Source organism: Allobosea sp. UC22_33, assembly GCF_042700715.1.
In the GTDB taxonomy this organism is placed as follows: domain Bacteria; phylum Pseudomonadota; class Alphaproteobacteria; order Rhizobiales; family Beijerinckiaceae; genus Allobosea.
The window spans coordinates 2,240,663-2,261,342 of sequence record NZ_CP170556.1; the positions used below are offsets into that span (position 1 = coordinate 2,240,663).

The following is a 20,680-nucleotide window of genomic DNA, read 5'->3' on the forward strand; positions in this document are numbered from 1 at the left end:
ATCGGAAATCAAGAGATAAGAAACCCTTCAGTTTCCAAAAAGAGAGCCCGCATGCCGGCCGAGCGCGCCCCTTCCTCTTCCCGCCACGCCCTGCCGAGCGCGTTGCTGCTGGCAGCGCTGCTGGCCGCCTGCAACTCCGAGAAGGCGGCCGCACCTCCGCCGCAGCCGCAGCTCCAGGTCAGCGTCGTCTCGCTGCATCCGCAGCCGGTCGCGATCACGGCGGAATTGCCGGGGCGCGTGTCGGCGAGCCTGATCGCCGAGATCCGGCCGCAGGTGAACGGCATCATCAAGGCGCGGCTGTTCCGCGAAGGCAGCGAGGTCAAGGCCGGGGACGTGCTCTACGAGATCGACCCTTCGCCCTATCAGGCCGCCCTCGACAGCGCCGTCGCCGCCCAGCACAAGGCCGAGGCCGCCGTCGCCAATGCGCAGGTGCGCGCCGACCGCTATCGCGAACTGCTCCAGCGCAATGCCGGCAGCAAGCAGGATGCCGACGACGCCGCTGCCACGCTCGGCCAGGCCCAGGCCGATGTCGCGGCCGCCAAGGCCAATGTCGAGGCGGCCAAGATCAATCTGGCCTATACCAAGGTCACCGCGCCGATCGACGGGCGCATCGACAAGTCGGCGCTGACGCAAGGAGCCCTCGTCACCGCCAACCAGGCGGCGATCCTGACGACGATCCGCAAGCTCGACCCGATCAATGTCGACGTCACCCAGTCGAGCACCAACCTGCTGAAATTCCGCAACGACATCGCCTCGGGCCGGCTGAAATTCACCGGCCCCAATGTCGCGGTGAAGCTCAAGCTCGATACCGGCGACGCCTATGCGCAATCCGGCAAGCTCGAATTCGCCGAGGCCAATATCGACGAGACCACCGGCACCTTCACTGTCCGCGCCGAATTCCCCAATCCGGAGCGGCTGCTGCTGCCCGGCATGTTCGTCCGCGCGGTGATCCAGGAAGGCATCGCCGAGAACAATTTCCTGCTGCCGCAGCGCGCCGTTAGCCGCAACACCAAGGGCGAGGCGACCGCCAAGTTCGTCTCGGCCGAGGGCAAGGTCGAGGAGCGCGTGCTCGTGACCCGCCGCAATATCGGCAACAACTGGCTGGTCGACAGCGGCGTCAAGGATGGCGAGCGCATCATCGTCGAGGGCGGCCAGCTCGTGCGGCCCGGCCAGACCGTGACCGTAAACGAGGTCAGCGTCGACGAAGCCACCGGCGAGCTGAAATCCGCCAACCGCCGGGCCGAATTGCCGGCCGACGGCAACACGGCGAAGAACTGACGCCATGTCGCGCTTCTTCATCGAAAGGCCGATCTTCGCCTGGGTCGTCGCCATCGTCATCATGCTGGCGGGGCTTCTGGCCCTACGCACGCTGCCGATCTCGCAATATCCGCAGATCGCGCCGACGACCGTCCAGATCAGCGCCAACTATCCCGGCGCCGACGCGCAGACCGTCGAGAACTCGGTGACCAAGGTCATCGAGCAGGGCATGACCGGCCTCGACAACCTGCAATACATGACGGCGACCTCGACCTCGACCGGCAACGCCCAGATCACGCTGACCTTCAACAGCCAGGCCGACCCCGACGTCGCGCAGATGCAGGTGCAGAACAAGCTGCAGCTCGTCACCCGGCAATTGCCCTCCGTGGTGCAGAGCACCGGCATCTCGGTCGCCAAGGCCTCCACCGGCTTCCTGATGGTCGTCGCCTTCGTCTCGAAGGACGGGCGGATGTCGACCACCGACCTCGCCGACTATGTCGATTCGACCCTCAACGACACGCTGAAGCGCGTCGAAGGCGTCGGCACGACCCAGCTCTTCGGCGCCGGCTACGCCATGCGCATCTGGCTCGACCCCGACAAGCTGCGGAAATACGCGCTGATGCCGAGCGACATCGCCGTCGCGGTCGAGGCGCAGAACACACAGGTGTCGGCCGGCCAGCTCGGCGGCCTGCCCCAGGTCGGCGGCCAGCAGCTCAACGCCACCGTCACCGCGCTCTCGCGACTCCAGACGGTCGCGCAATTCGAGAACATCATTCTCAAGAGCGGCGCTTCCGGCTCGATCGTCCGGCTGAACGACGTCGCCCGTGTCGAGCTCGGCGCCAAGAGCTACGACACCGTCTCGTTCTACAACGGCAAGCCGACGACCGGCCTCGCCGTGAGCCTCGCCACCGGCGCCAACGCGATCGACACCGCCAAGGCGGTGACCGCGACGATCGAGCGCCTGAAGCAGACGCTGCCGGAAGGCGTCGAGGTGACCTATCCCTACGACACCACGCCCTTCGTGACGCTCTCGATCGAGAAGGTCGTCCACACGCTGTTCGAGGCGATCATCCTCGTCTTCATCGTGATGTACGTCTTCCTGCAGAACCTGCGCGCGACCTTCATCCCGATGCTGGCGGTGCCGGTCGTGCTGCTCGGCACCTTCGGCGTGCTGGCGCTGGCCGGCTACTCGATCAACACGCTGACCATGTTCGCGATGGTGCTCGCCATCGGCCTGCTCGTCGACGACGCCATCGTCGTGGTCGAGAATGTCGAGCGCGTGATGCAGGAGGAGAAGCTCTCGCCCAAGGAAGCGACGATCAAGTCGATGGGCGAGATCACCGGCGCGCTGGTCGGCATCGCGACCGTGCTCTCGGCCGTGTTCGTGCCGATGGCCTTCTTCGGCGGCTCGGTCGGCGTGATCTACCGGCAGTTCTCGGTGACGATCGTGACCGCGATGGCGCTCTCCGTCGTCGTCGCGCTGGTGCTGACGCCGGCGCTTTGCGCGACGCTGCTGAAGCCGGTCGGCGATCATGGCCCGCGCAAGGGCTTCTTCGGCTGGTTCAACCGCAATTTCGAGCGCACCACCAACGGCTATCGCTCCGGCGTCGCTGGCATGATCGGACGGCCGCTGCGCTTCCTGCTCGTCTTCCTGCTGATCAGCGGCGGCATGGCCTGGCTCTTCGCCCGCATGCCCTCGTCCTTCCTGCCCGACGAGGATCAGGGCATCCTGCTGACCAGCGTGCAATTGCCCGTCGGCGCGACGCAGGACCGGACGCTGCGCGTGCTCGACCAGGTGCAGAAGCACTATCTCGAGAAGGAGAAGGACCTCGTCGAGGGCGTGCTCACCGTCGCGGGATTCGGCTTCGGTGGCCAGGGCCAGAATGTCGGCCTCGCCTTCGTGCGCCTCAAGCCGTTCGCCGAGCGCTCCGGCAAGCAGGCGACGGCCCAGGCCATCGCCGGCCGCGCCATGGGTGCCTTCCGTGGCATCAAGGACGGCACGGTCTACGCGCTGGCCCCGCCGGCGATCCAGGGCTTCGGCAATACCGCAGGCTTCGATTTCTACCTGCAGGACATCGCCGGCGCCGGCCATACCCGCCTGATGGAGGTCCGCAACCAGTTGCTCGGCCTCGCGGCGCAGAGCAAGCAGCTCACAGGCACGCGGCCGAACGGCCAGGAGGATACGCCGCAATACGCCGTCGAGATCGACCAGGAGAAGGCTAGCGCTCTGACCCTGCCGCTGGCGGCGATCAACAACACGCTGTCGACCGCCTGGGGCTCGGCCTATGTCAACGACTTCATCGACCGCGGCCGGGTGAAGTCCGTCTATGTCCAGGCTGACGCGCCCTTCCGCATGCAGCCCGGCGATATCGGGCGCTGGTATGTCCGCAACCAGGGCGGCGAGATGGTGCCGTTCTCGGCCTTCTCCTCCGGGCGCTGGACCTACGGCTCGCCGCGGCTGGAGCGCTATAACGGCGCGGCCGCCGTCCAGATGCAGGGTGCGGCGGCAGCCGGCGTCAGCTCCGGCGCGGCGATGGACGAGATCGACCGCCTGGTGACGCAGCTGCCGACCGGCTTCGGCCATGAATGGACCGGCCTGTCCTTCCAGGAGCGTCTCTCCGGCAGCCAGGCGGTGGCGCTCTACGCCCTCTCGATGCTGGTCGTCTTCCTCTGCCTCGCGGCGCTCTACGAGAGCTGGGCGATTCCCTTCGCGGTCATGCTCTCGGTGCCGATCGGCATCTTCGGCGCGCTGCTCGCGGCGACGCTCTTCGGCCAGACCAACGACGTCTATTTCAAGGTCGGCCTGCTGACGACGATCGGCCTCGCGGCCAAGAACGCGATCCTGATCGTCGAGTTCGCGATCGAGCAGGAGGCTCATGGCAAGGGCCTGGTCGAGGCGACGCTGGAAGCGGCCCGCCAGCGCCTGCGGCCGATCCTGATGACCTCTCTCGCCTTCGTGCTGGGCGTGACGCCGCTCGCGGTCGCGACCGGCGCGGGCTCGGGCAGCCAGAACGCGATCGGCATCGGCGTGATGGGCGGCATGATCGCCGCCACCGTGATCGGCGTCTTCTTCGTGCCGCTGCTCTATGTCGGCGTCGTGCGCCTCGTCCGGCGCCTGCGCCGCACGGAGCCCGCCCCCGCGACCTCCGCCGAGTGAATGGGCGGGGCGCGGCCGGCGACGGCTGCGCCCTTCCGACGAAACTGTTAGACTGGTGTCATGACTGACTTCCCCGACATCATTCGTTCGCCCCTGTCGCAGTCTTTCACCCATGACGGCCTGACCGTGCGGGTGGAAATCTACAAGATCGAGGGCACCGACGGCTGGACCCTCGAGCTCATCGACGAGGACGGCGGCTCGACCGTCTGGCAGGACGCCTTCGCCACCGATGCCGACGCCTTCGCCGAGTTCACCGATGGCGTCGAGCAGCTCGGCCTCGACCGCCTGATCGACCCGGACGACGACGACCTCGCCACCGTCCATTGAGCGGGGCGCTGCGTTTCATGCGCTATACCGACGAACTCGACGCGCTCCGTGCCGCCCGCGACGCGCTGCGCCAGCGGATTGCCGAGCGTCTTGCGCTGGAAGCCGGCCTGTCGATCGCAGGCGCCTCGCTCGAAGCCTGGCTGGCGGCCGCCGATGAGGCGATCGAGGCGTGGGAGAGCGACGGCGAGGAAGCGCAGGATTCCCGCGCCTTCCGCCCGATCGGCCCGTTGCAGGACCTGCTGGCGGACCATGCCGCGCTTGTCGAACGGATCGCCGAGACGCTCGACCGGCGCCTGTCCTAGCCCGTTGTCATTCCGGGGCGCGCCGTAGGCGCGAACCCGGAAACCACCACTGGGCGAGACATTCCATGCCGCGTTATCTGGGCTCACCCAGTCGTGGGTTCCGGGTTCTTCGCTGCGCGAAGCCCCGCAATGACAAGAGCGGTTCCGTCGAATCTTACTTCGCTACGACAGCCCCAGCATCCGCCGCGCCAGCCCGGGATCGCCCCCACCCGCGAAATCGTCGAAGGCGGTCTCCGTCACCCGGATGATGTGGTCGGCGATGAAGCGGGCGCCCTCGCGCGCGCCGTCCTCCGGGTGCTTCAGCGCGCATTCCCATTCGAGCACGGCCCAGCCCGCGAAGCCGTATTGAGCGAGCTTGGAGAAGATCGCCTTGAAATCGACCTGCCCGTCACCGAGCGAGCGGAAGCGTCCGGCCCTCCCGATCCAGGGCGAAAACCCCGAATAGACGCCCTGCCGGCCATCGGGCCGGAACTCGGCATCCTTCACATGGAAGGCGCTGATGCGCTCGTGATAGATATCGATGAAGGCGAGATAATCGAGCTGCTGCAGCAGGAAATGCGAGGGATCGTAGTTGATCCGGCAGCGCCTGTGCCCGCCGAGCCGATCGAGGAACAATTCGAAGGTCGCGCCGTCGAAGACATCCTCGCCCGGATGGATCTCGAAACCGATATCGACGCCCTCCTCCTCATAGGCATCGAGGATCGGTCGCCAGCGCCGCGCCAATTCACCGAAGGTCTCCTCGACGAGGCCGGCCGGCCGCTGTGGCCAGGGATAGAGAAAGGGCCAGGCCAGGGCACCGGTGAAGCCGACCGAGCCCGACAGCCCGAGCCGACGCGAGGCTTTCGCGGCCAGCTTCATCTGCTCGACGGCCCAGGCTTGCCTCTCCTTCGGCCTGCCGCGAACCTCCATCGGCGCGAAGACATCGAAGGCGGCGTCATAAGCCGGATGGACCGCAACGAGCTGGCCTTGCAGATGGGTCGACAGCTCGGTGATCGCGATGCCGTTCTCGCGGGCCACGCCGGAGATCTCGTCGCAGTAATCCTGTGATGCAGCCGCCTTCTCCAGATCGAAGAAGCGCGCGTCGCCGCTGGGCAATTGCACGCCGCGATAGCCGAGCCCGGCGGCCCAGGCCGTGATGCCAGCCCAGCTGTCGAACGGCGCCTTGTCACCGGCGAACTGGGCAAGAAAGATCGCAGGACCCTGCATCGTTGCCGGCATCGGCTGTTCCTCCATGGTTTTGCGCAGCTTCACCCAGGGATCGGCCGGGCGTCCAGATCGCGCCCGTACAATCTCCGCCTCGCCTTCAAATTATCTTCCGCCTGAATTAGGCTGAAGTTCGGTCTTGAGCCGTTTCGAGACCGTCCCCTAGCCTGCACCTAACGGTCACCAAAAAGGCCGAGCGGGAAACGACAGGAGGCTGCGATCGCCCTGCCCTGGCACAGGCTGAGCCCGGATGAGCTCGCGCTGCTCGAGGCCACCTTCTGGTCCGGGGGCGCCGCCCGCCATGCGCTCGCCGATAGCCTGCAGTTTTCCCGCAGCAAGACCAATGCGATCGCGGCGGGCCTGATCGAGGAAGGCCTGCTCGACGAAGCCGGCGTCCAGCACTCCACTGGCGGCCGGCGGCCCGAGACCCTCTGCGTCCATCGCCGCATCGGCGTGCTCGTCGGCATCGATATCGGCGCGACCAGCCTCGATATCGCCTTGCTCCGCCCTGATCTCGGCATCATCGCCCGCCATGCGCAGGAAGCCGATGTCGAGGCCGGCCCCGGCCCGATCATGGCCCGCCTGCGCACCCTTCTCCCGGCGATGCTCGCCCAGAACGGCATCGCGCCGGACCGCGTGCTCGCGGTCGGCATCGGCGTGCCCGGCCCGGTCAATTTCGCCGCAGGCCAGCTCGTCAATCCGCCGCTGATGCCGGGCTGGGACAGCTATGCGATCCGCGAGGACCTGCGCGAGATCACCGATGCGCCGATCTTCGTGGACAATGACGTGAACCTGATGGCGCTCGGCGTGCTCTGGCGCCAACGCAAGCAGATCGAGAATTTCCTTGTCATCAAGGTCGGCACCGGCATCGGCTGCGGCATCGTCTGCCATGGCGAACTGTATCGCGGCTCCACCGGCTCGGCCGGCGATATCGGCCATATCTGCGCCGATCCGGAAGGGCCGCTCTGCCGCTGCGGCAATCGCGGCTGCGTCGAGGCAATGGCCGCGGCGCCGGCCATCGTCGCGATGGGCATGGAGGCCGCCCAATCGGGCCGCAGCCCTGCACTGGCCGAGCGCCTCACCACAAAGGGCCAGCTCGAAGCCGCCGATATCGGCGCCGTCAGCCGGGCCGGCGATGCCGAGGCCGACGCGATCGTGCGCCGATCCGGCCGCCTGATCGGCCAGGTGCTCGCCGCGTTGGTCAATTTCTACAACCCCTCGCATATCTTCATCGGCGGCGGTGTCTCGGCGATCGGCCCGATGTTCCTCGCCGCGATCCGCCAGAGCGTGAACCAGCGCTCGCTCGCCCTTTCAACCCGCCATCTCGAAATCACCTCGGCCCCGCTCGGCCCCGAGACCGGGCTGATCGGTGCCGGCGTGCTCGCCATGCGCGAGGCACTGCGCAGCGGAGGCCCGGCATGAACGCGACCGCAGGCCTCGCCGTCGCCTTCGACGGCATCTTCAAGCGCTTCGGCCCGGTCGAGGTGCTGTACGGCGTCTCCTTCGACCTCGAACCCGGCAAGGTCTACGGCCTGCTCGGTGAGAACGGCGCCGGCAAGTCGACCTTGATGAAGATCCTGTCCGGCTACGAGCATCCGAGCGAGGGCCGCGTTCTGATCGACGGCGCGCCCGTCGCCTTCGCCGGATCGCGCGAGGCTGAAGCCGCGGGCATCGTCCTGATCCATCAGGAGTTCAACCTGGCCGATGACCTGACCATCGCCGGCAACATCTTCCTCGGCCATGAGCGCCGCAAGGGCTGGCTGCTCGACGAGGAGGCGATGCGCCGCGAGGCTGAGGCAGCCCTGGCGCAGGTCGGGCTGGCACGCGCGCCGGATACGCCGGTGCGCCGCCTGATCGTCGCCGAGAAGCAGCTCGTCGAGATCGCCAAGGCGCTTTCGCGAAAGACCCGCCTGCTGATCATGGACGAGCCGACCGCGACGCTGACGCCATCGGAAGCCGGACGCCTCTTCGCCCTGATCGAGCGGATGCGGGCCGAGGGCATCACCGTCGTCTACATCTCGCACAAGCTCGACGAGGTCGAGCGCATCACCGACGAGGTCATCGTCATGCGCGACGGCCGTTTCGTCGGCCGCGCGCCGACCGCCTCGCTCACCCGCCACGCCATGGCGACGATGATGGTCGGGCGCGAGATCGCCGACCTCTTTCCGGAGAAGATCGCTGCCGATCCCAATGTCCCACCGGCGCTATCGGTCGAGCGCTTCTCGGTACCGGGCTGGGCCAGCGACATCTCGTTTGCGGTGCGGCCGGGCGAAATCCTCGGCTTTGCCGGGCTGGTCGGCGCCGGTCGTACCGAGCTTTTCGAAGGCATCCTGGGCCTGCGGCCGGGCAGCGGCACGATCCGACGCGACGGCAAGCCGATCCAGCTCAATTCGCCGCGCGACGCCACCCGCCATGGGCTCGCCTATCTGAGCGAGGATCGCAAGGGCAAGGGCCTGCATGTCGACTTCCCGCTGCGCCCCAACCTCACCCTGATGGCGCTTGAGCGCTATGCCAAGCCGCTGCTCGACCACGAGGCGGAACAGCGCGCGCTCGAAACCGCCGTCAGCGAGTTCGGCATCCGCGCCGGTTCGCTCGGCATGAAGGCCGCCTCGCTCTCGGGCGGCAACCAGCAGAAGCTCGCGCTCGCCAAGGTGCTGCACCCGGAACCGCGCGTGCTGGTGCTCGACGAGCCGACGCGCGGCGTCGATGTCGGCGCCAAGCGCGAGATCTATTTCCTGATCCAGAAACTCGCCGCCCAGGGGCTCGCCCTGATCGTCATCTCCTCGGAGCTGATCGAATTGATCGGCCTCGCCCATCGCGTCGCGGTGATGCGCGAGGGTCGGCTCGTCGCGACGGTGGAAGGCGACGAGATGACCGAAGCGACGATGATCGCCCATGCCACGGGGACCCGCCATGTCGCAGCCTGAAGCCGCAGAGCGCGCCGAGGCCCGCACCCGCGAGGCAGCCGTCCCGCTCGGAGACCGCATCGCCGCCTTCGGGCCCGTCATCGGCCTCGTGCTACTCTGCGCGGCCGGCGCGATGCTGAACAGCGATTTCGCGACGCTCGACAATGCGCTGAACGTGCTCACCCGCACGGCCTTCATCGGCATCATCGCGGTCGGCATGTGCTTCGTCATCATCCTCGGCGGCATCGACCTCTCGGTCGGCTCGATGGCGGCGCTGATCGCCGGCTGCGTCATCCTCTTCATCAACTGGGCGGCCGGCGCCTTCGGTTCGCCGCTGCTGGCGGTGATCGGCGGGGCCGCACTCGCGGTGGTGCTCGGCGGCGTCTTCGGCCTTCTGCACGGCATCCTGATCGCGAAGGGCCGGATCGAGCCCTTCATCGTCACCTTAGGAACGCTCGGCATCTACCGGGCATACCTCACCTATTTCGCCGATGGCGGCGCGCTGACCTTGGAAAACGCGCTCGCCGATCTCTACGCGCCGGTCTATTACGCCAGCCTCCTCGGCGTGCCGATCCCGGTCTGGGTCTTCCTGCTGGTCGCGCTGCTCGGCGCGCTGATCCTGAACCGCACGATCTTCGGCCGGCATGTCCAGGCGATCGGTTCCAACGAGACGGTCGCGCGCTACGCCGCCGTCGATGTCGAGCGCGTCAAGATCCTGACCTACATGCTGCTGGGGCTCTGCGTCGGCATCGCCACGCTGCTCTATGTGCCCCGCCTGGGCTCGGCCTCGCCGACAACCGGCCTGCTATGGGAGCTGGAGGCCATCGCCGCGGTCATCGTCGGCGGCGCCGCGCTGAAAGGTGGCCATGGCAGCATCACCGGCACGGTCATCGGCGCGATCCTGCTCTCGGTGATCAGCAACATCCTCAACCTGACGAGCCTGATCAGCGTCTACCTGAACGCTGCCGTGCAGGGCTTCGTCATCATCACTGTCGCGTTTTTGCAGAAAGGCCGCCGCTGAAGGTTGGCCATACAGGGAGAGAAGCGATGTCCATGCAGACCAGACGCAGCCTGATGCTCGCCACCGCCGCGGGCCTCGCCTTCGCCGCAACAGGCGCGGCGGCCGAACCCGTCAACCTCGGCGTCTCCATTCCGGCCGCGACCCATAGCTTCATGGGCGGCATCAACTACTGGGCGAACCAGGCGAAGAAGGATCTCGAGGCCAAGCACAAAGACCTCAAGATCACGATCCGCACCGCCGCCAACGCCGTCGAGCAGGCCAACCAGCTCCAGGACCTGAGCACGGTCACCAAGATCAACGCGCTCGTCGTCTTCCCCTTCGAATCGGCGGCGCTGACCCGGCCGGTCGCCAATGTGAAGGCGAAGGGTGCCTATGTGACGGTGGTCGACCGTGGCCTGACCGATACCTCGGCGCAGGATGCCTATGTCGCCGGCGACAACACCGCCTTCGGCAAGATCCCGGCCGAGTACATCGCCAAGACGCTCGGCGGCAAAGGCAATGTCGTGGCGCTCCGCGGCATCCCGACCACGCTCGACAACGAGCGCATGGACGCGTTCAACGGCGTGCTGAAGGGCCATCCCGACATCAAGCTGCTCGACGCCAAATACGCCAACTGGAACCGCGACGACGCCTACAAGGTCACGCAGGATTTCCTGACGCGCTTCAAGGAGATCGACGCCTTCTGGGCGGCCGATGACGACATGGCCTTCGGCGCCATCCGCGCCATCGACCAGGCCGGGCGCAAGGACATCAAGGTGATCTTCGGCGGCGCCGGAGCCAAGGACATGGTCAAGATCATCCTCGACGGCAAGGACCCGCGCATCCAGGCCAATGTCAGCTACTCCCCGAAATTCATCTATGAATCGATCAAGTTGACAGCGGAAGCTCGCCTGAAGGGCGAGAAGCTGCCGGCAACGACGATCATCCCCTCGGTGCTGATCGACAAGAGCAACGCCAAGGAGTTCTACCACCCCGACTCGCCGTTCTGAGCGGGCAGCACCCACTGGCCGCCGCTCCGGCGGCGGCCGCATCTCCCAGGGCATTAGGTCACGCGATGAACGACGAATACGCGCCAAGGCTGCGCTATGCCATGATCGGCGGCGGCCGCGATGCCTTCATCGGCGCCGTGCACCGCCACGCCATCGCACTCGACGGACAGGCGGAACTAGCCGCAGGCGCACTCTCCTCGACGCCGGAGCGCTCCCGCGAATCCGGCCGGGCGCTTGGCCTGGCCGATGCCCATAATCACGCGAGTTGGCAGGCTTTGCTTGAAGCCGAGCTCGCCCGCCCGGCCTCGGAGCGCGTCGACCTCGTCGTCATCGTCACGCCGACGGACACGCATTTCCCGATCGCGCAGGCCTTCGCGGAAGCCGGATTCCACGTCGTCTGCGACAAGCCCCTGACCCATACCGGCGCGCAGGCCACGACGCTGGTCGAAACCGTCGCCAAGCGCGGCACCGCCTTCGGCGTGACCTACAATTACACCGGCTACCCGATGGTCCGGCAGGCACGCGAGATGGTGCGCTCGGGCGCGCTCGGCCGCATGCGCAAGGTCGTGGTGGAGTACAATCAGGGCTGGCTCGCCACCGCACTGGAGGCGACGGGCAACAAGCAGGCGAGCTGGCGCACCGACCCGGCCCGCAGCGGCATCGCCGGCGCGCTCGGCGATATCGGCTCCCATGCCGAAAACCTCGTCGCGACGGTGACCGGCCTCCAGATCGAGGAGTTGGTCGCCGATCTTGGCGCGCTCGTGCCCGGCCGTGCGCTCGACGACGATGCGAGCATGCTGCTGCGCTTCAAGGGCGGCGCGCGCGGCGTGCTGGTCGCCTCGCAGATCAATGCCGGGCTGGAGAACGACCTGCGCCTGCGCGTCTCCGGCGAGGACGGCACGCTGGAATGGCGGCAGGAGGAGCCGAACCGACTCGTCCATCATCGCCGCGAGGGGCCGACCGAAATCTTCACCCGCGCCTCGCCCTGGCTCTGCGAATCGGCGCGCCGCGCCGGGCGGATTCCGGCAGGCCATCCCGAGGGCTTCATCGAGGCCTTCGCCAATATCTATCGCGGCGTCTTCGCCGATATCCGCGCCCGCAAGGCCGGCACGACGGCCGATCCGCTCGACGCCGACTATCCGACGGTCGGCGACGGCGCGCGCGGCGTGCGCTTCACCGAATGCGCGGTGGCTTCTTCGTCCGAGCGGCGCTGGTTGCCCTTCTCAGGTTGAGCTCAGCGTCCGCCGCACGCTGTCGCGCCAGCCGTTGACCTTGCGCTTGCGCTCGCTTGCGGCCATGGCCGGCGAGAAGCGCCGCTCCAGCCGCCACATATCGGCGAAACGACCAGGCTCCGGCAGAAGCCCGGCATCAAGCCCGGCGAGATAGGCGGCGCCCAAGGCCGTCGTTTCCAGCACATTCGGCCGGTCGACCGGCAGGTCGAGGATGTCGGCGAGGCGCTGCATCGTCCAGTCGGAGGCGACCATGCCGCCATCGACACGCAGCACGGACTGCTTGCCGGCTCCGGCCTCCGGCCAGTCGGCCCGCATCGCCTCGACGAGGTCGAGCGTCTGGTAGCAGACGCTTTCCAGCGCAGCGCGCGCGAATTCGCGTGGGCCTGAATTGCGGGTGAGGCCGAACATCGCGCCGCGTGCATGCGCGTCCCAATGCGGCGCGCCCAGGCCGACGAAGGCCGGCACCAGATAGACGTCCTGCTCGGGATCGGCGGCCTCGGCCAGCGGGCCTGTCTCGCTCGCCTTCTCGATGATGCCGAGCCCGTCGCGCAGCCATTGCACGGCCGCGCCGGCGATGAAGATCGACCCTTCCAGCGCATAGGTCCGCTTGCCGCCGAGTTGATAGGCGACGGTGCTGAGCAGGCGGTGCTTCGAGCGTACCGGCGTGTCGCCGGTGTTCAGAAGCGCGAAACAGCCGGTACCATAGGTCGATTTCACCATACCGGGCGAGAAGCAGGCCTGCCCGATCGTAGCGGCCTGCTGGTCGCCCGCCATGCCGCGCACCGCGATCGGCGCCCCGAACAACTCGGGCGCGGTATCGCCGAAATGCGCGGCACAGTCGCGCACCTGCGGCAACAGCGCAGCCGGAATGCCGAACAGGTCGAGCAATTGCGAATCCCAGACGCCGCGGCCGATATCGAACAGCATGGTCCGCGCCGCATTGGTCGCGTCGGTCGCATGCACCGCCCCGCCGGTCAGACGCCAGAGCAGGAAGCAGTCGATCGTGCCGAAGGCGAGCTCTCCGGCTTCCGCCCGGCGCCGGGCTCCGGGGACGTTGTCGAGCAGCCAGGCGATCTTGGTCGCGGAGAAATAGGGATCGATGCGCAGGCCGGTCCGCTCCGCGACGAGGTTCTCATGGCCGGCAGCGACGAGATTCGCACAGGCCTTTGCCGTCCGCCGGTCCTGCCAAACGATGGCACGATGAATGGCGCGGCCCGTGCGGCGGTCCCAGATCAGCGTCGTTTCGCGCTGGTTGGTGATGCCGATGCCGGCGATGTCCGCAGCGCTCAGGCCGCCCTTGGCGATGGCCTCCCTCGCCGTCGCCAGCACGCTCTCCCAGATATCCTCCGGCTCGTGCTCGACCCAGCCCGAGGCCGGGAAATGCTGCGGAAACTCGCGCTGGGCACTGGCCACCACGCCGAGCGACGCATCGAACAGGATCGCCCGCGAGGAGGTCGTGCCCTGGTCGATGGCGAGGATGTGTCTGGCGGCCATGTCGGTTCCCTGCCCGGTCTCATTGGTCGGCGGAGACTGGCCGATCAGCCCGGCTTCGCGCAAGCGCGTCCCATGCCGATGTCCGGCAAGTCTCCCGCCCGGCAAGGTTCTGCTTGGCATGTCGCCTGCCCTGTAGTTAGCTTCGTTACGAAGCAGGGCCGCGCCGTGTCGCGGCCGCTGTCCGTGCCCCGGTATCGGACAGGTTGAAGGGTTGAATCAGTGGCGGTCGAGGACCGGCAACAACGGGAGGTCGTGTCTATGGCGCGGCCACAGAGATCTGACGCCGACCCGCAACGGGCCGGCGCCATCCCGGTTGGCGCGCCGTTCAGGAGCTTCGAACAGCCTGCCGCCTCGCGCCCGCCGGGCGCGACCTATGCCGCGCTCGATCTCGGCACCAATAACTGCCGCCTGCTGATCGCCCGGCCGGCGCAGCACGGCTTTCGCGTCGTCGATGCCTTCTCCCGCATCGTGCGCCTCGGCGAGGGCCTGGGCGCAAACAGCCGCCTCGGCGATGCCGCGATGGACCGCGCGGTCGAGGCGCTGAAGATCTGTCGCGGCAAGATGGCGAATCGCGGCGTCACGCGCGCCCGCCTCGTCACGACCGAGGCCTGCCGCGCCGCGACCAACGGGCTCGACTTCATTCGCCGCGTCGCGGCTGAGGCGGAACTGGCGCTGGAGGTCATCGACCAGCGTACCGAAGCCGCGCTCGCCGTCTCCGGCTGCGCGGCCCTGGCCGATCCGGCGGCGGAAAGCGTCATCGTCTTCGATATCGGCGGCGGCTCGACCGAGATCATCTGGCTCGGCGGCCGCAGCGAGGCACGCGACCCTGCCGCCCGCATCCGCGAATGGGCGTCGCTGCCGATCGGCGTCGTCACCGTCGCCGAACGCTATGGCGGCATCGAGGTCAGCCGCGAACTGTTCGAGCGCATGGTCGAGGATTGCACGCAGGCGCTCGCACCCTTCGCCAAGAAGGCGGCCGGAGCCAAGGACGCGCGCAGCTTCCACCTGCTCGGCACCTCCGGCACGGTCACCACGGTCGCCGGCATCCATCTCGACCTGCCGCGCTATGACCGGCGCGAGGTCGACGGGCTGTGGATGCATCAGCGCGACATCCTCACGGTGATCGACCGCTTGATCGAGATGGACTATGCCGCCCGGGCGGCGAATGCCTGCATCGGCCGCGAGCGTGCCGATCTGGTGCTGGCCGGCTGCGCGATCTTCGAGGCGATCCGTCGCGCGTTCCCGAGCGAGCGCGTCCGCATCGCCGATCGCGGCCTGCGCGAGGGCATCCTGCTGCGCATGATGCATGAGGACCGCGCCTGGTGGCGGCGGAAATAGGCTTTTGAGGCGATGAGCAGCGGACAATCTGGCGGCAAAGGCGGCGGCGGCAAGCCGGCCGGCGCGCGCGACATGCGCGTCAAGGTCAAGAAGGCCGGCAAGCTCAAGCATTCCTCGCAGCTCTGGCTCGAGCGCCAGCTCAACGACCCCTATGTGAAGCGGGCCCGGGAGATGGGCTATCGCTCGCGCGCGGCCTTCAAGCTCGAGGAGATGGACGACCGCTACAAGTTCCTGAAACCCGGCCAGCGGCTCGTCGATCTCGGCTGCGCGCCGGGCGGCTGGTGCCAGATCGCGGCCAAGCGCATCGGGCTGGAACAGGGCAAGGGCTATATCGTCGGCATCGACCTGCTGGCCGTCGACCCGATCCCCGGCGTCGACCTGATCCAGATGGATTTCATGGCCGAGGAAGCGCCCGCCCTGCTGACGGAACGCCTCGGCGGCCGCGCCGACGGCGTGATGTCCGACATGGCAGCCAACACCACCGGCCACAAGAAGACCGACCACCTGAAGATCATCGCGCTCGCCGAGGCCGCGGTCGAATTCACGCATGACGTGCTGGCGCCGGGCGGCTTCTTCCTCGCCAAGTTGTTCCAGGGCGGCGACAGCGCCGAGCTCCTGACCATGCTGAAGCGCGATTTCACCACGGTGCGCAACGTCAAGCCGGCGGCGAGCCGTGCCGATTCCTCGGAACTCTATGTGCTGGCGACCGGCTATCGCCGGCAGCAGCGGCCGGAAGGCGAAAGCGCCTGAACGATACCGGTGAGGCAGCCATGCAGCCCCTGCCCCGCATGGTCCCGGCGCTTCAGGCGATCCTCGATGCCGAGCTTGCGCGCGGAAACTCCGTCCTGAGCGTCGGAGACTGGCCACCGGATTGCCGGCTCTTCGTCCAGCTCGCCCGCCCCTTCAGGAAGCGCTATCCGGCACCGCCCGGCATCGCCTATGCCACATTGAACGACCCCCATTACTGGAAGGCGGAATACCGCACGTCCGATGGCGCCGAGTGCCTGGCCTGCGGGTTCTAGAGCATCGGCCCGAAAAGTGTGACGCGGTTCTCGGACGAAGCCGATACTCCGGTCACTCGGGAAAGACATCGCGCGGCAGATGGCGCGGGTCGTAGCTGCCCGGCGCGCTCCGGACCACGGAGGCCCAGATCCAGAAGCCGAAGCCGCCGAGGCCGAAGAGCGGTCCAACGATTTCGAAGAAGCCGGCCCTGCCGCTCAGGCCGATATAGAGCACCATCAATCCGGCTCCGCCGAAGATGACGGCGGCGATGAGCGCGACCACGATCAGGAAGCGATGGCGTCCCTCGGGAATGCCGCGCCGGAACGCGACATGGCCATGCCCACCCGCCACGAGGCGGCGATGCAGGTCCTCCACGAAGGCGATGAAGGTGGTATCGCGCTGCGGATCGTCCACGCCCCAGGGGCTGCTGGAATGGACGAAGAGCGGCCGGCCTGACGAGAAGGTCAGTTCGGCCAGCGCTTCCCAGGGTGCTCGCGGCCCGCCATTGACCGATTGAAGGCGCACGCTGGTCAGCTTGGCGAAGGAGCGCAAGCCGGAGCGGCCATCGAGCTCATAGGCGATGCCTTCGCCGCTGAGCGTCAGCTCGGTTTCGGCCAGCTTGAGCCGGGCCGCGCCGTCGCCGACGCAGAGCGTGTAGCGCGTCTCGTCCGAGGGCGCGGCTTGCATGCCTTGACCCTGCGGCACGTCGACCAAGCTTGGCAAGCTAATCGAGCGGCTTCTGCTCCGCGATCGCCTCGGCGGTGACCTTGCGCGCGCTGACCGGGACATGGCCGGACACTTCGGCGCCGGCATCCGGCGCGAGCTGCACCATCCAGAACACCGACGAGGCCGAGATGAGCCCGACGATCAGGAAGGCCGGCCAGAAATCGCCGGCCGCAAGCGCCTTGCCGCCATGCAGGGCATGGGTGGTCTCCAGGGCGAAGGCCCCGATCGTCACGCCGATGCTGAGCGAGAGCTGCTGCGCCACACTCGACATCGAGGTCGCGCTCGACATCTCCCGATTGGAGACATCGGCATAGCTCAACGCGTTGATGCCGGTGAATTGCAGCGAGCGGAAGCAGCCGCCCACCAGCAGCACGGAGAGGATGATCGCGTGCGGCGTCGTCGGCGTGAACAGGCCGGAAGCCGCGAGGAAGGCGGCACCGATCACGGCGTTGACGGTCAATACCCGCCGGAAGCCGAAGCGCGCCAGGATGGTCTTCGCGAGCGTCTTCATGATGAGCGCGCCAGCGGCTGATACGAAGGTGATCAGGCCGGACTGCAGCGCATCGAGCCCGAAGCCGAGCTGCAGCATCAAGGGCAGCAGGAACGGAATCGCGCCGATGCCGGTCCGGAAGACCGAGCCGCCGATCACGCCGGTCCGGAAGGTCGGAATCCGGAACAGCGACAGGTTGAGCACCGGATAGGGCACGCGCCGCGCATGGAACCAGTAGGCGGCAAGCGCCGCCGCGCCACCGAGCACGCAGGCATAGGACACCGCCTCCGGCACGAGATGCCGCCCGCCGGTATTGAGCCCGAGCATCAGGCTGGCGAAACCGCCTGAGGAAAGCAGGAAGCCGCGGATATCGAGCGGCGGCACGTCCTCCTCGCGGATATCCTCGAAGAACAGGCTCGCCAGCACGATGCCGACGAGGCCGATCGGGATATTGATCAGGAAGATCCAGCGCCAGTCGAAATAGGTGGTGATGAAGCCGCCCAGCGGCGGCCCCACGACCGGCCCCACCAGCGCGGGAATCGTCAGATAGGCGAGCGCGCCGACGATCTCGGACTTGCTGACGCTGCGCAGGATGACGAGGCGCCCGACCGGCACCATCATCGCCCCGCCCATGCCCTGGATGAAGCGGGCGCCGACGAAGGCGCCGAGCGAACTCGACACCGCGCAGAGCAGCGAGCCCAGCATGAAGACGCAGAGCGCCGAGCGGAAGATCGTGCGCGCCCCGAACCGATCGGCCATCCAGCCGGAGATCGGGATGAAGACGGCGAGGCTGACGAGATAGGAGGTCAGCGCCAGCTTCAGCGCGATCGGGTCCTCGCCCAGCGATTTCGCGATCACCGGCAGCGAGGTCGCGATCACCGTCGAATCGGTGTTCTCCATGAACAGCGCGCAGGCGACGATCAGGGGCAGGAGTTTGGAGCGCTGCAAGGTTGCGGACCTTAGGACTTCGGACTTGCCGCGCCCGTCGAATTAGGCGCGCTTGAAATCATAAGCTCGGCTATTAATGCGATGTGCACGGAGAGACGAGAGCGAAATCTCGGTCTGCGGCCGGATTTGCCCGCGACCCGCGCGCTTCCGCCATGCGCCTGGATTATGCCCCGGCAGCACGCACAACGCCGCCATGCGTCAGCTTCACTCCTTCGGGCGCGAGGGCACCCCCATTTCCGTGAGGCCCGGTCGCACCGGGCCGTCGCGAGGGGCGCGCGCCGTTCACGTCCGGAGAAGCGCCATGACCCATATTTCACCTGTTTTCACCGCCGCCCGCCGCCTGTCGCCCGGCCTGGCCGTCCTCGGTCTCGCCCTTGCTGCCGGCCTAAGCTGGGCGCCTCCTGCTGCAGCAGCCGGCATGACCAGCTGGCAAGCCGGCTGCCAGTTCAAATCGATACCGCAAAGCGCCGGCGAGGCCATGCGCTACGACATGTGCCAACGCCTGCAGACCTGCCAGCGCATGGCCGGTTCCGGCGACCAGAGCATCGCCCGCATCGGCTGCTTCGGCTTCGCGCCGGAGGCGCCGGCCGCGGTTGGCCGCGCTCGCTGACGCCGACGACGCTGCGGAAACGGCACGGCCACATGCCGGCGCCGTTTCCGCACTGCAAAAAGAATCCCTGACCGAGCACTAGCGGTCTCAGCCGGCCCATGCTAACGGGCCTCGTCAACTCGGCACTGGGCCTTTCGCCCTGCCCCTTTGAAAAGCCGGCCTTGCCCGGCGTCGGAGTTGACGATGACGCTTTCCCTCGACGGTCTGATTCGCGACGGTTTCACCTTCGACGACGTGCTGCTCGAGCCCGGCCCGTCCGAGGTCATGCCGGCGGATGTCGATATCCGCACGAAGCTCACCCGCACCATCTCGCTGAACCTGCCGATCATCGCCTCGGCCATGGATACGGTGACTGAGGCCCGCATGGCGATCGCCATGGCGCAGGCCGGTGGCCTCGGCGTCATCCATCGCAATCTCGACGCCGACCAGCAGGCCGCGCAGGTCCGCCTCGTCAAGAAGTTCGAATCGGGGATGATCGCCAACCCGATCACCATCCATCCCGACGAGACGCTGGCCGATGCGCTGGCGCTGATGAAGAACAACGGCATCTCCGGCATTCCGGTCGTCGAGCGCGGCCCGCAAGGCCACAAGGGCAAGCTCGTCGGCATCCTCACCAATCGCGACGTCCGCTTCGCTCAGAACCCGGCCCAGCCGGTCTCCGAGCTGATGACCAAGGAGCGGCTGATCACGGTGCGCGAGGGCGTCAACCCGGAGGAGGCGCGCCGCCTGCTCCACCAGTTCCGCATCGAGAAGCTGCTCGTCGTCGACGATCACTACCGCTGCATCGGCCTGATCACCGTCAAGGACATGGAGAAGCAGGTCGCCCATCCGAACGCCGCCAAGGACGCGCATGGCCGGCTGCTAGCCGCCGCCGCCACCACGACCGGCGACCAGGGCTTCGAGCGCTCTGAGATGCTGATCGATGCCGGCGTCGACCTGATCGTCGTCGACACCGCCCATGGCCACTCGGCCAAGGTGCTGGAAGCCGTCAGCCGGGTGAAGAAGCTCTCGAATTCGGTCCAGGTCATCGCCGGCAACATCGCCACCGCCGGCGGCGCCCAGGCGCTGATCGATGCCGGCGCGGACGCCATCAAGGTCGGCATCGGCCCGGGCTCGATCTGCACCACCCGCATCGTCGCGGGCGTCGGCGTGCCCCAGCTCACCGCGATCATGGATGCCGCCTCGGCCGGCGTGAAGGCCGGCGTTCCGGTCATCGCCGATGGCGGCATCAAGTATTCGGGCGACCTCGCCAAGGCACTCGCCGCCGGCGCCTCCTGCGCCATGGTCGGCTCGCTGCTCGCCGGCACCGACGAGACCCCCGGCGAAACCTTCCTGTACCAGGGCCGCTCCTACAAGGCCTATCGCGGCATGGGCTCGGTCGGCGCGATGGCGCGTGGCTCGGCCGACCGCTACTTCCAGCAGGACATCAAGGATTCGCTGAAGCTCGTGCCGGAGGGCATCGAGGGCCAGGTCGCCTATAAGGGCCCGGTCTCGAACGTGCTGCACCAGCTCGCCGGGGGCTTACGCGCCGCGATGGGCTATGTCGGCGGCAAGGACCTCGAGGACTACCGCAACAAGGCCCGCTTCATCCGCATCACCAGCGCCGGCCTGCGCGAGAGCCATGTCCATGACGTGACCATCGTGCGCGAAAGCCCGAACTACCCGACCCGCTCTTGAG

19 protein-coding genes are annotated in these 20,680 nt (G+C 67.6%); 14 read left to right on the forward strand and 5 right to left on the reverse strand.

The genetic code is table 11. The features are described from left to right. Positions 1–51: 51 nt before the first annotated feature. The 4 genes from ACFJGT_RS10665 to ACFJGT_RS10680 are packed head-to-tail and all read left to right on the forward strand — an operon-like array spanning position 52 to position 5,043. Positions 52–1,278 (forward strand): efflux RND transporter periplasmic adaptor subunit, encoded by a 1,227-nt coding sequence (locus ACFJGT_RS10665; protein WP_377848486.1) that lies wholly within the window; start codon positions 52–54, stop codon positions 1,276–1,278. Between the two features lie 4 nt (positions 1,279–1,282). Beyond that, positions 1,283–4,414, forward strand: a complete 3,132-nt coding sequence (locus ACFJGT_RS10670; protein ID WP_377848487.1) for an efflux RND transporter permease subunit — start codon at positions 1,283–1,285, stop codon at positions 4,412–4,414. A gap of 60 nt (positions 4,415–4,474) precedes the next feature. Continuing rightward, positions 4,475–4,741, forward strand: coding sequence for a hypothetical protein (locus ACFJGT_RS10675; protein ID WP_377848488.1), 267 nt, complete (start codon positions 4,475–4,477; stop codon positions 4,739–4,741). Positions 4,742–4,758: 17 nt separating this feature from the next. Continuing rightward, positions 4,759–5,043, forward strand: coding sequence for a hypothetical protein (locus tag ACFJGT_RS10680; protein ID WP_377848489.1), 285 nt, complete (start codon positions 4,759–4,761; stop codon positions 5,041–5,043). Between the two features lie 162 nt (positions 5,044–5,205). Here ACFJGT_RS10680 and ACFJGT_RS10685 read toward each other — a convergent pair whose 3' ends face one another. Further along, positions 5,206–6,261: a sugar phosphate isomerase/epimerase family protein gene (locus tag ACFJGT_RS10685; protein ID WP_377848963.1), complete on the reverse strand. Its 1,056-nt coding sequence runs from the start codon at positions 6,259–6,261 to the stop codon at positions 5,206–5,208. A gap of 165 nt (positions 6,262–6,426) precedes the next feature. Next, positions 6,427–6,780, reverse strand: a complete 354-nt coding sequence (locus ACFJGT_RS10690; RefSeq protein WP_377848490.1) for a hypothetical protein — start codon at positions 6,778–6,780, stop codon at positions 6,427–6,429. Between ACFJGT_RS10690 and ACFJGT_RS10695 the strand changes: the two genes are divergently transcribed. From ACFJGT_RS10695 to ACFJGT_RS10715, 5 genes are all read left to right on the forward strand, one after another. Further along, positions 6,745–7,668 carry an ROK family protein gene (locus ACFJGT_RS10695; RefSeq protein WP_377848491.1) on the forward strand — a complete coding sequence of 308 codons (924 nt, stop codon included), beginning with the start codon at positions 6,745–6,747 and terminating at the stop codon, positions 7,666–7,668. The two genes, ACFJGT_RS10690 and ACFJGT_RS10695, sit on opposite strands and share 36 nt — an antisense overlap. After that, complete coding sequence (locus ACFJGT_RS10700) at positions 7,665–9,173, forward strand: sugar ABC transporter ATP-binding protein (RefSeq protein WP_377848492.1); 1,509 nt, start codon at positions 7,665–7,667, stop codon at positions 9,171–9,173. The genes ACFJGT_RS10695 and ACFJGT_RS10700 overlap by 4 nt, the downstream gene beginning before the upstream one ends. Continuing rightward, the gene (locus tag ACFJGT_RS10705) at positions 9,160–10,173 is read left to right on the forward strand and encodes an ABC transporter permease (RefSeq protein ID WP_377848493.1); all 1,014 of its coding nucleotides are present in this window, start codon (positions 9,160–9,162) and stop codon (positions 10,171–10,173) included. Before ACFJGT_RS10700 ends, ACFJGT_RS10705 begins: the two co-directional genes overlap by 14 nt. A 26-nt stretch (positions 10,174–10,199) precedes the next feature. Further along, positions 10,200–11,162, forward strand: coding sequence for a substrate-binding domain-containing protein (locus ACFJGT_RS10710; protein ID WP_377848494.1), 963 nt, complete (start codon positions 10,200–10,202; stop codon positions 11,160–11,162). Between the two features lie 65 nt (positions 11,163–11,227). Continuing rightward, positions 11,228–12,394 (forward strand): Gfo/Idh/MocA family protein, encoded by a 1,167-nt coding sequence (locus tag ACFJGT_RS10715; protein WP_377848495.1) that lies wholly within the window; start codon positions 11,228–11,230, stop codon positions 12,392–12,394. Here ACFJGT_RS10715 and glpK read toward each other — a convergent pair. Continuing rightward, the gene (gene glpK, locus ACFJGT_RS10720) at positions 12,386–13,888 is read right to left on the reverse strand and encodes a glycerol kinase GlpK (RefSeq protein WP_377848497.1); all 1,503 of its coding nucleotides are present in this window, start codon (positions 13,886–13,888) and stop codon (positions 12,386–12,388) included. The two genes, ACFJGT_RS10715 and glpK, sit on opposite strands and share 9 nt — an antisense overlap. Before the next feature lie 258 nt (positions 13,889–14,146). On the opposite strand from glpK, the gene ACFJGT_RS10725 reads away from it, so the two are divergent. From ACFJGT_RS10725 to ACFJGT_RS10735, 3 genes are read left to right on the forward strand one after another with little or no spacing between them, the layout of a single operon-like run. Further along, positions 14,147–15,226 carry a Ppx/GppA phosphatase family protein gene (locus ACFJGT_RS10725; protein WP_377848499.1) on the forward strand — a complete coding sequence of 360 codons (1,080 nt, stop codon included), beginning with the start codon at positions 14,147–14,149 and terminating at the stop codon, positions 15,224–15,226. A gap of 12 nt (positions 15,227–15,238) precedes the next feature. Then, the gene (locus ACFJGT_RS10730) at positions 15,239–15,976 is read left to right on the forward strand and encodes an RlmE family RNA methyltransferase (RefSeq protein WP_377848500.1); all 738 of its coding nucleotides are present in this window, start codon (positions 15,239–15,241) and stop codon (positions 15,974–15,976) included. Positions 15,977–15,996: 20 nt separating this feature from the next. Then, positions 15,997–16,248: a hypothetical protein gene (locus tag ACFJGT_RS10735; protein ID WP_377848501.1), complete on the forward strand. Its 252-nt coding sequence runs from the start codon at positions 15,997–15,999 to the stop codon at positions 16,246–16,248. A gap of 52 nt (positions 16,249–16,300) precedes the next feature. Here the strand turns inward: ACFJGT_RS10735 and ACFJGT_RS10740 are convergent, their stop codons facing one another. Further along, positions 16,301–16,915 carry a hypothetical protein gene (locus ACFJGT_RS10740; protein ID WP_377848502.1) on the reverse strand — a complete coding sequence of 205 codons (615 nt, stop codon included), beginning with the start codon at positions 16,913–16,915 and terminating at the stop codon, positions 16,301–16,303. Positions 16,916–16,952: 37 nt separating this feature from the next. Beyond that, positions 16,953–18,392, reverse strand: coding sequence for a DHA2 family efflux MFS transporter permease subunit (locus ACFJGT_RS10745; RefSeq protein WP_377848503.1), 1,440 nt, complete (start codon positions 18,390–18,392; stop codon positions 16,953–16,955). A gap of 301 nt (positions 18,393–18,693) precedes the next feature. Between ACFJGT_RS10745 and ACFJGT_RS10750 the strand changes: the two genes are divergently transcribed. Beyond that, a complete protein-coding gene (locus tag ACFJGT_RS10750) occupies positions 18,694–19,002 on the forward strand; it encodes a hypothetical protein (protein WP_377848505.1) in 309 nt (102 codons plus the stop codon). Between the two features lie 183 nt (positions 19,003–19,185). Continuing rightward, on the forward strand, positions 19,186–20,679 hold the full coding sequence (gene guaB / locus ACFJGT_RS10755) for an IMP dehydrogenase (protein ID WP_377848506.1): 1,494 nt from the start codon (positions 19,186–19,188) through the stop codon (positions 20,677–20,679). The last annotated feature ends 1 nt before the right edge of the window (position 20,680 follow it).

Coding starts and splice junctions, on each gene's coding strand:
- ACFJGT_RS10665 (WP_377848486.1), top strand. CDS start 52: ATGCCGGCCGAGCGCGCCCCTTCCTCTTCCCGCCACGCCCTGCCGAGC.
- ACFJGT_RS10670 (WP_377848487.1), top strand. CDS start 1,283: ATGTCGCGCTTCTTCATCGAAAGGCCGATCTTCGCCTGGGTCGTCGCC.
- ACFJGT_RS10675 (WP_377848488.1), top strand. CDS start 4,475: ATGACTGACTTCCCCGACATCATTCGTTCGCCCCTGTCGCAGTCTTTC.
- ACFJGT_RS10680 (WP_377848489.1), top strand. CDS start 4,759: ATGCGCTATACCGACGAACTCGACGCGCTCCGTGCCGCCCGCGACGCG.
- ACFJGT_RS10685 (WP_377848963.1), bottom strand. CDS start 6,261: ATGCCGGCAACGATGCAGGGTCCTGCGATCTTTCTTGCCCAGTTCGCC.
- ACFJGT_RS10690 (WP_377848490.1), bottom strand. CDS start 6,780: ATGGCGGGCGATGATGCCGAGATCAGGGCGGAGCAAGGCGATATCGAG.
- ACFJGT_RS10700 (WP_377848492.1), top strand. CDS start 7,665: ATGAACGCGACCGCAGGCCTCGCCGTCGCCTTCGACGGCATCTTCAAG.
- ACFJGT_RS10705 (WP_377848493.1), top strand. CDS start 9,160: ATGTCGCAGCCTGAAGCCGCAGAGCGCGCCGAGGCCCGCACCCGCGAG.
- ACFJGT_RS10710 (WP_377848494.1), top strand. CDS start 10,200: ATGTCCATGCAGACCAGACGCAGCCTGATGCTCGCCACCGCCGCGGGC.
- ACFJGT_RS10715 (WP_377848495.1), top strand. CDS start 11,228: ATGAACGACGAATACGCGCCAAGGCTGCGCTATGCCATGATCGGCGGC.
- glpK (WP_377848497.1), bottom strand. CDS start 13,888: ATGGCCGCCAGACACATCCTCGCCATCGACCAGGGCACGACCTCCTCG.
- ACFJGT_RS10725 (WP_377848499.1), top strand. CDS start 14,147: ATGGCGCGGCCACAGAGATCTGACGCCGACCCGCAACGGGCCGGCGCC.
- ACFJGT_RS10730 (WP_377848500.1), top strand. CDS start 15,239: ATGAGCAGCGGACAATCTGGCGGCAAAGGCGGCGGCGGCAAGCCGGCC.
- ACFJGT_RS10735 (WP_377848501.1), top strand. CDS start 15,997: ATGCAGCCCCTGCCCCGCATGGTCCCGGCGCTTCAGGCGATCCTCGAT.
- ACFJGT_RS10740 (WP_377848502.1), bottom strand. CDS start 16,915: ATGCAAGCCGCGCCCTCGGACGAGACGCGCTACACGCTCTGCGTCGGC.
- ACFJGT_RS10750 (WP_377848505.1), top strand. CDS start 18,694: ATGACCCATATTTCACCTGTTTTCACCGCCGCCCGCCGCCTGTCGCCC.
- guaB (WP_377848506.1), top strand. CDS start 19,186: ATGACGCTTTCCCTCGACGGTCTGATTCGCGACGGTTTCACCTTCGAC.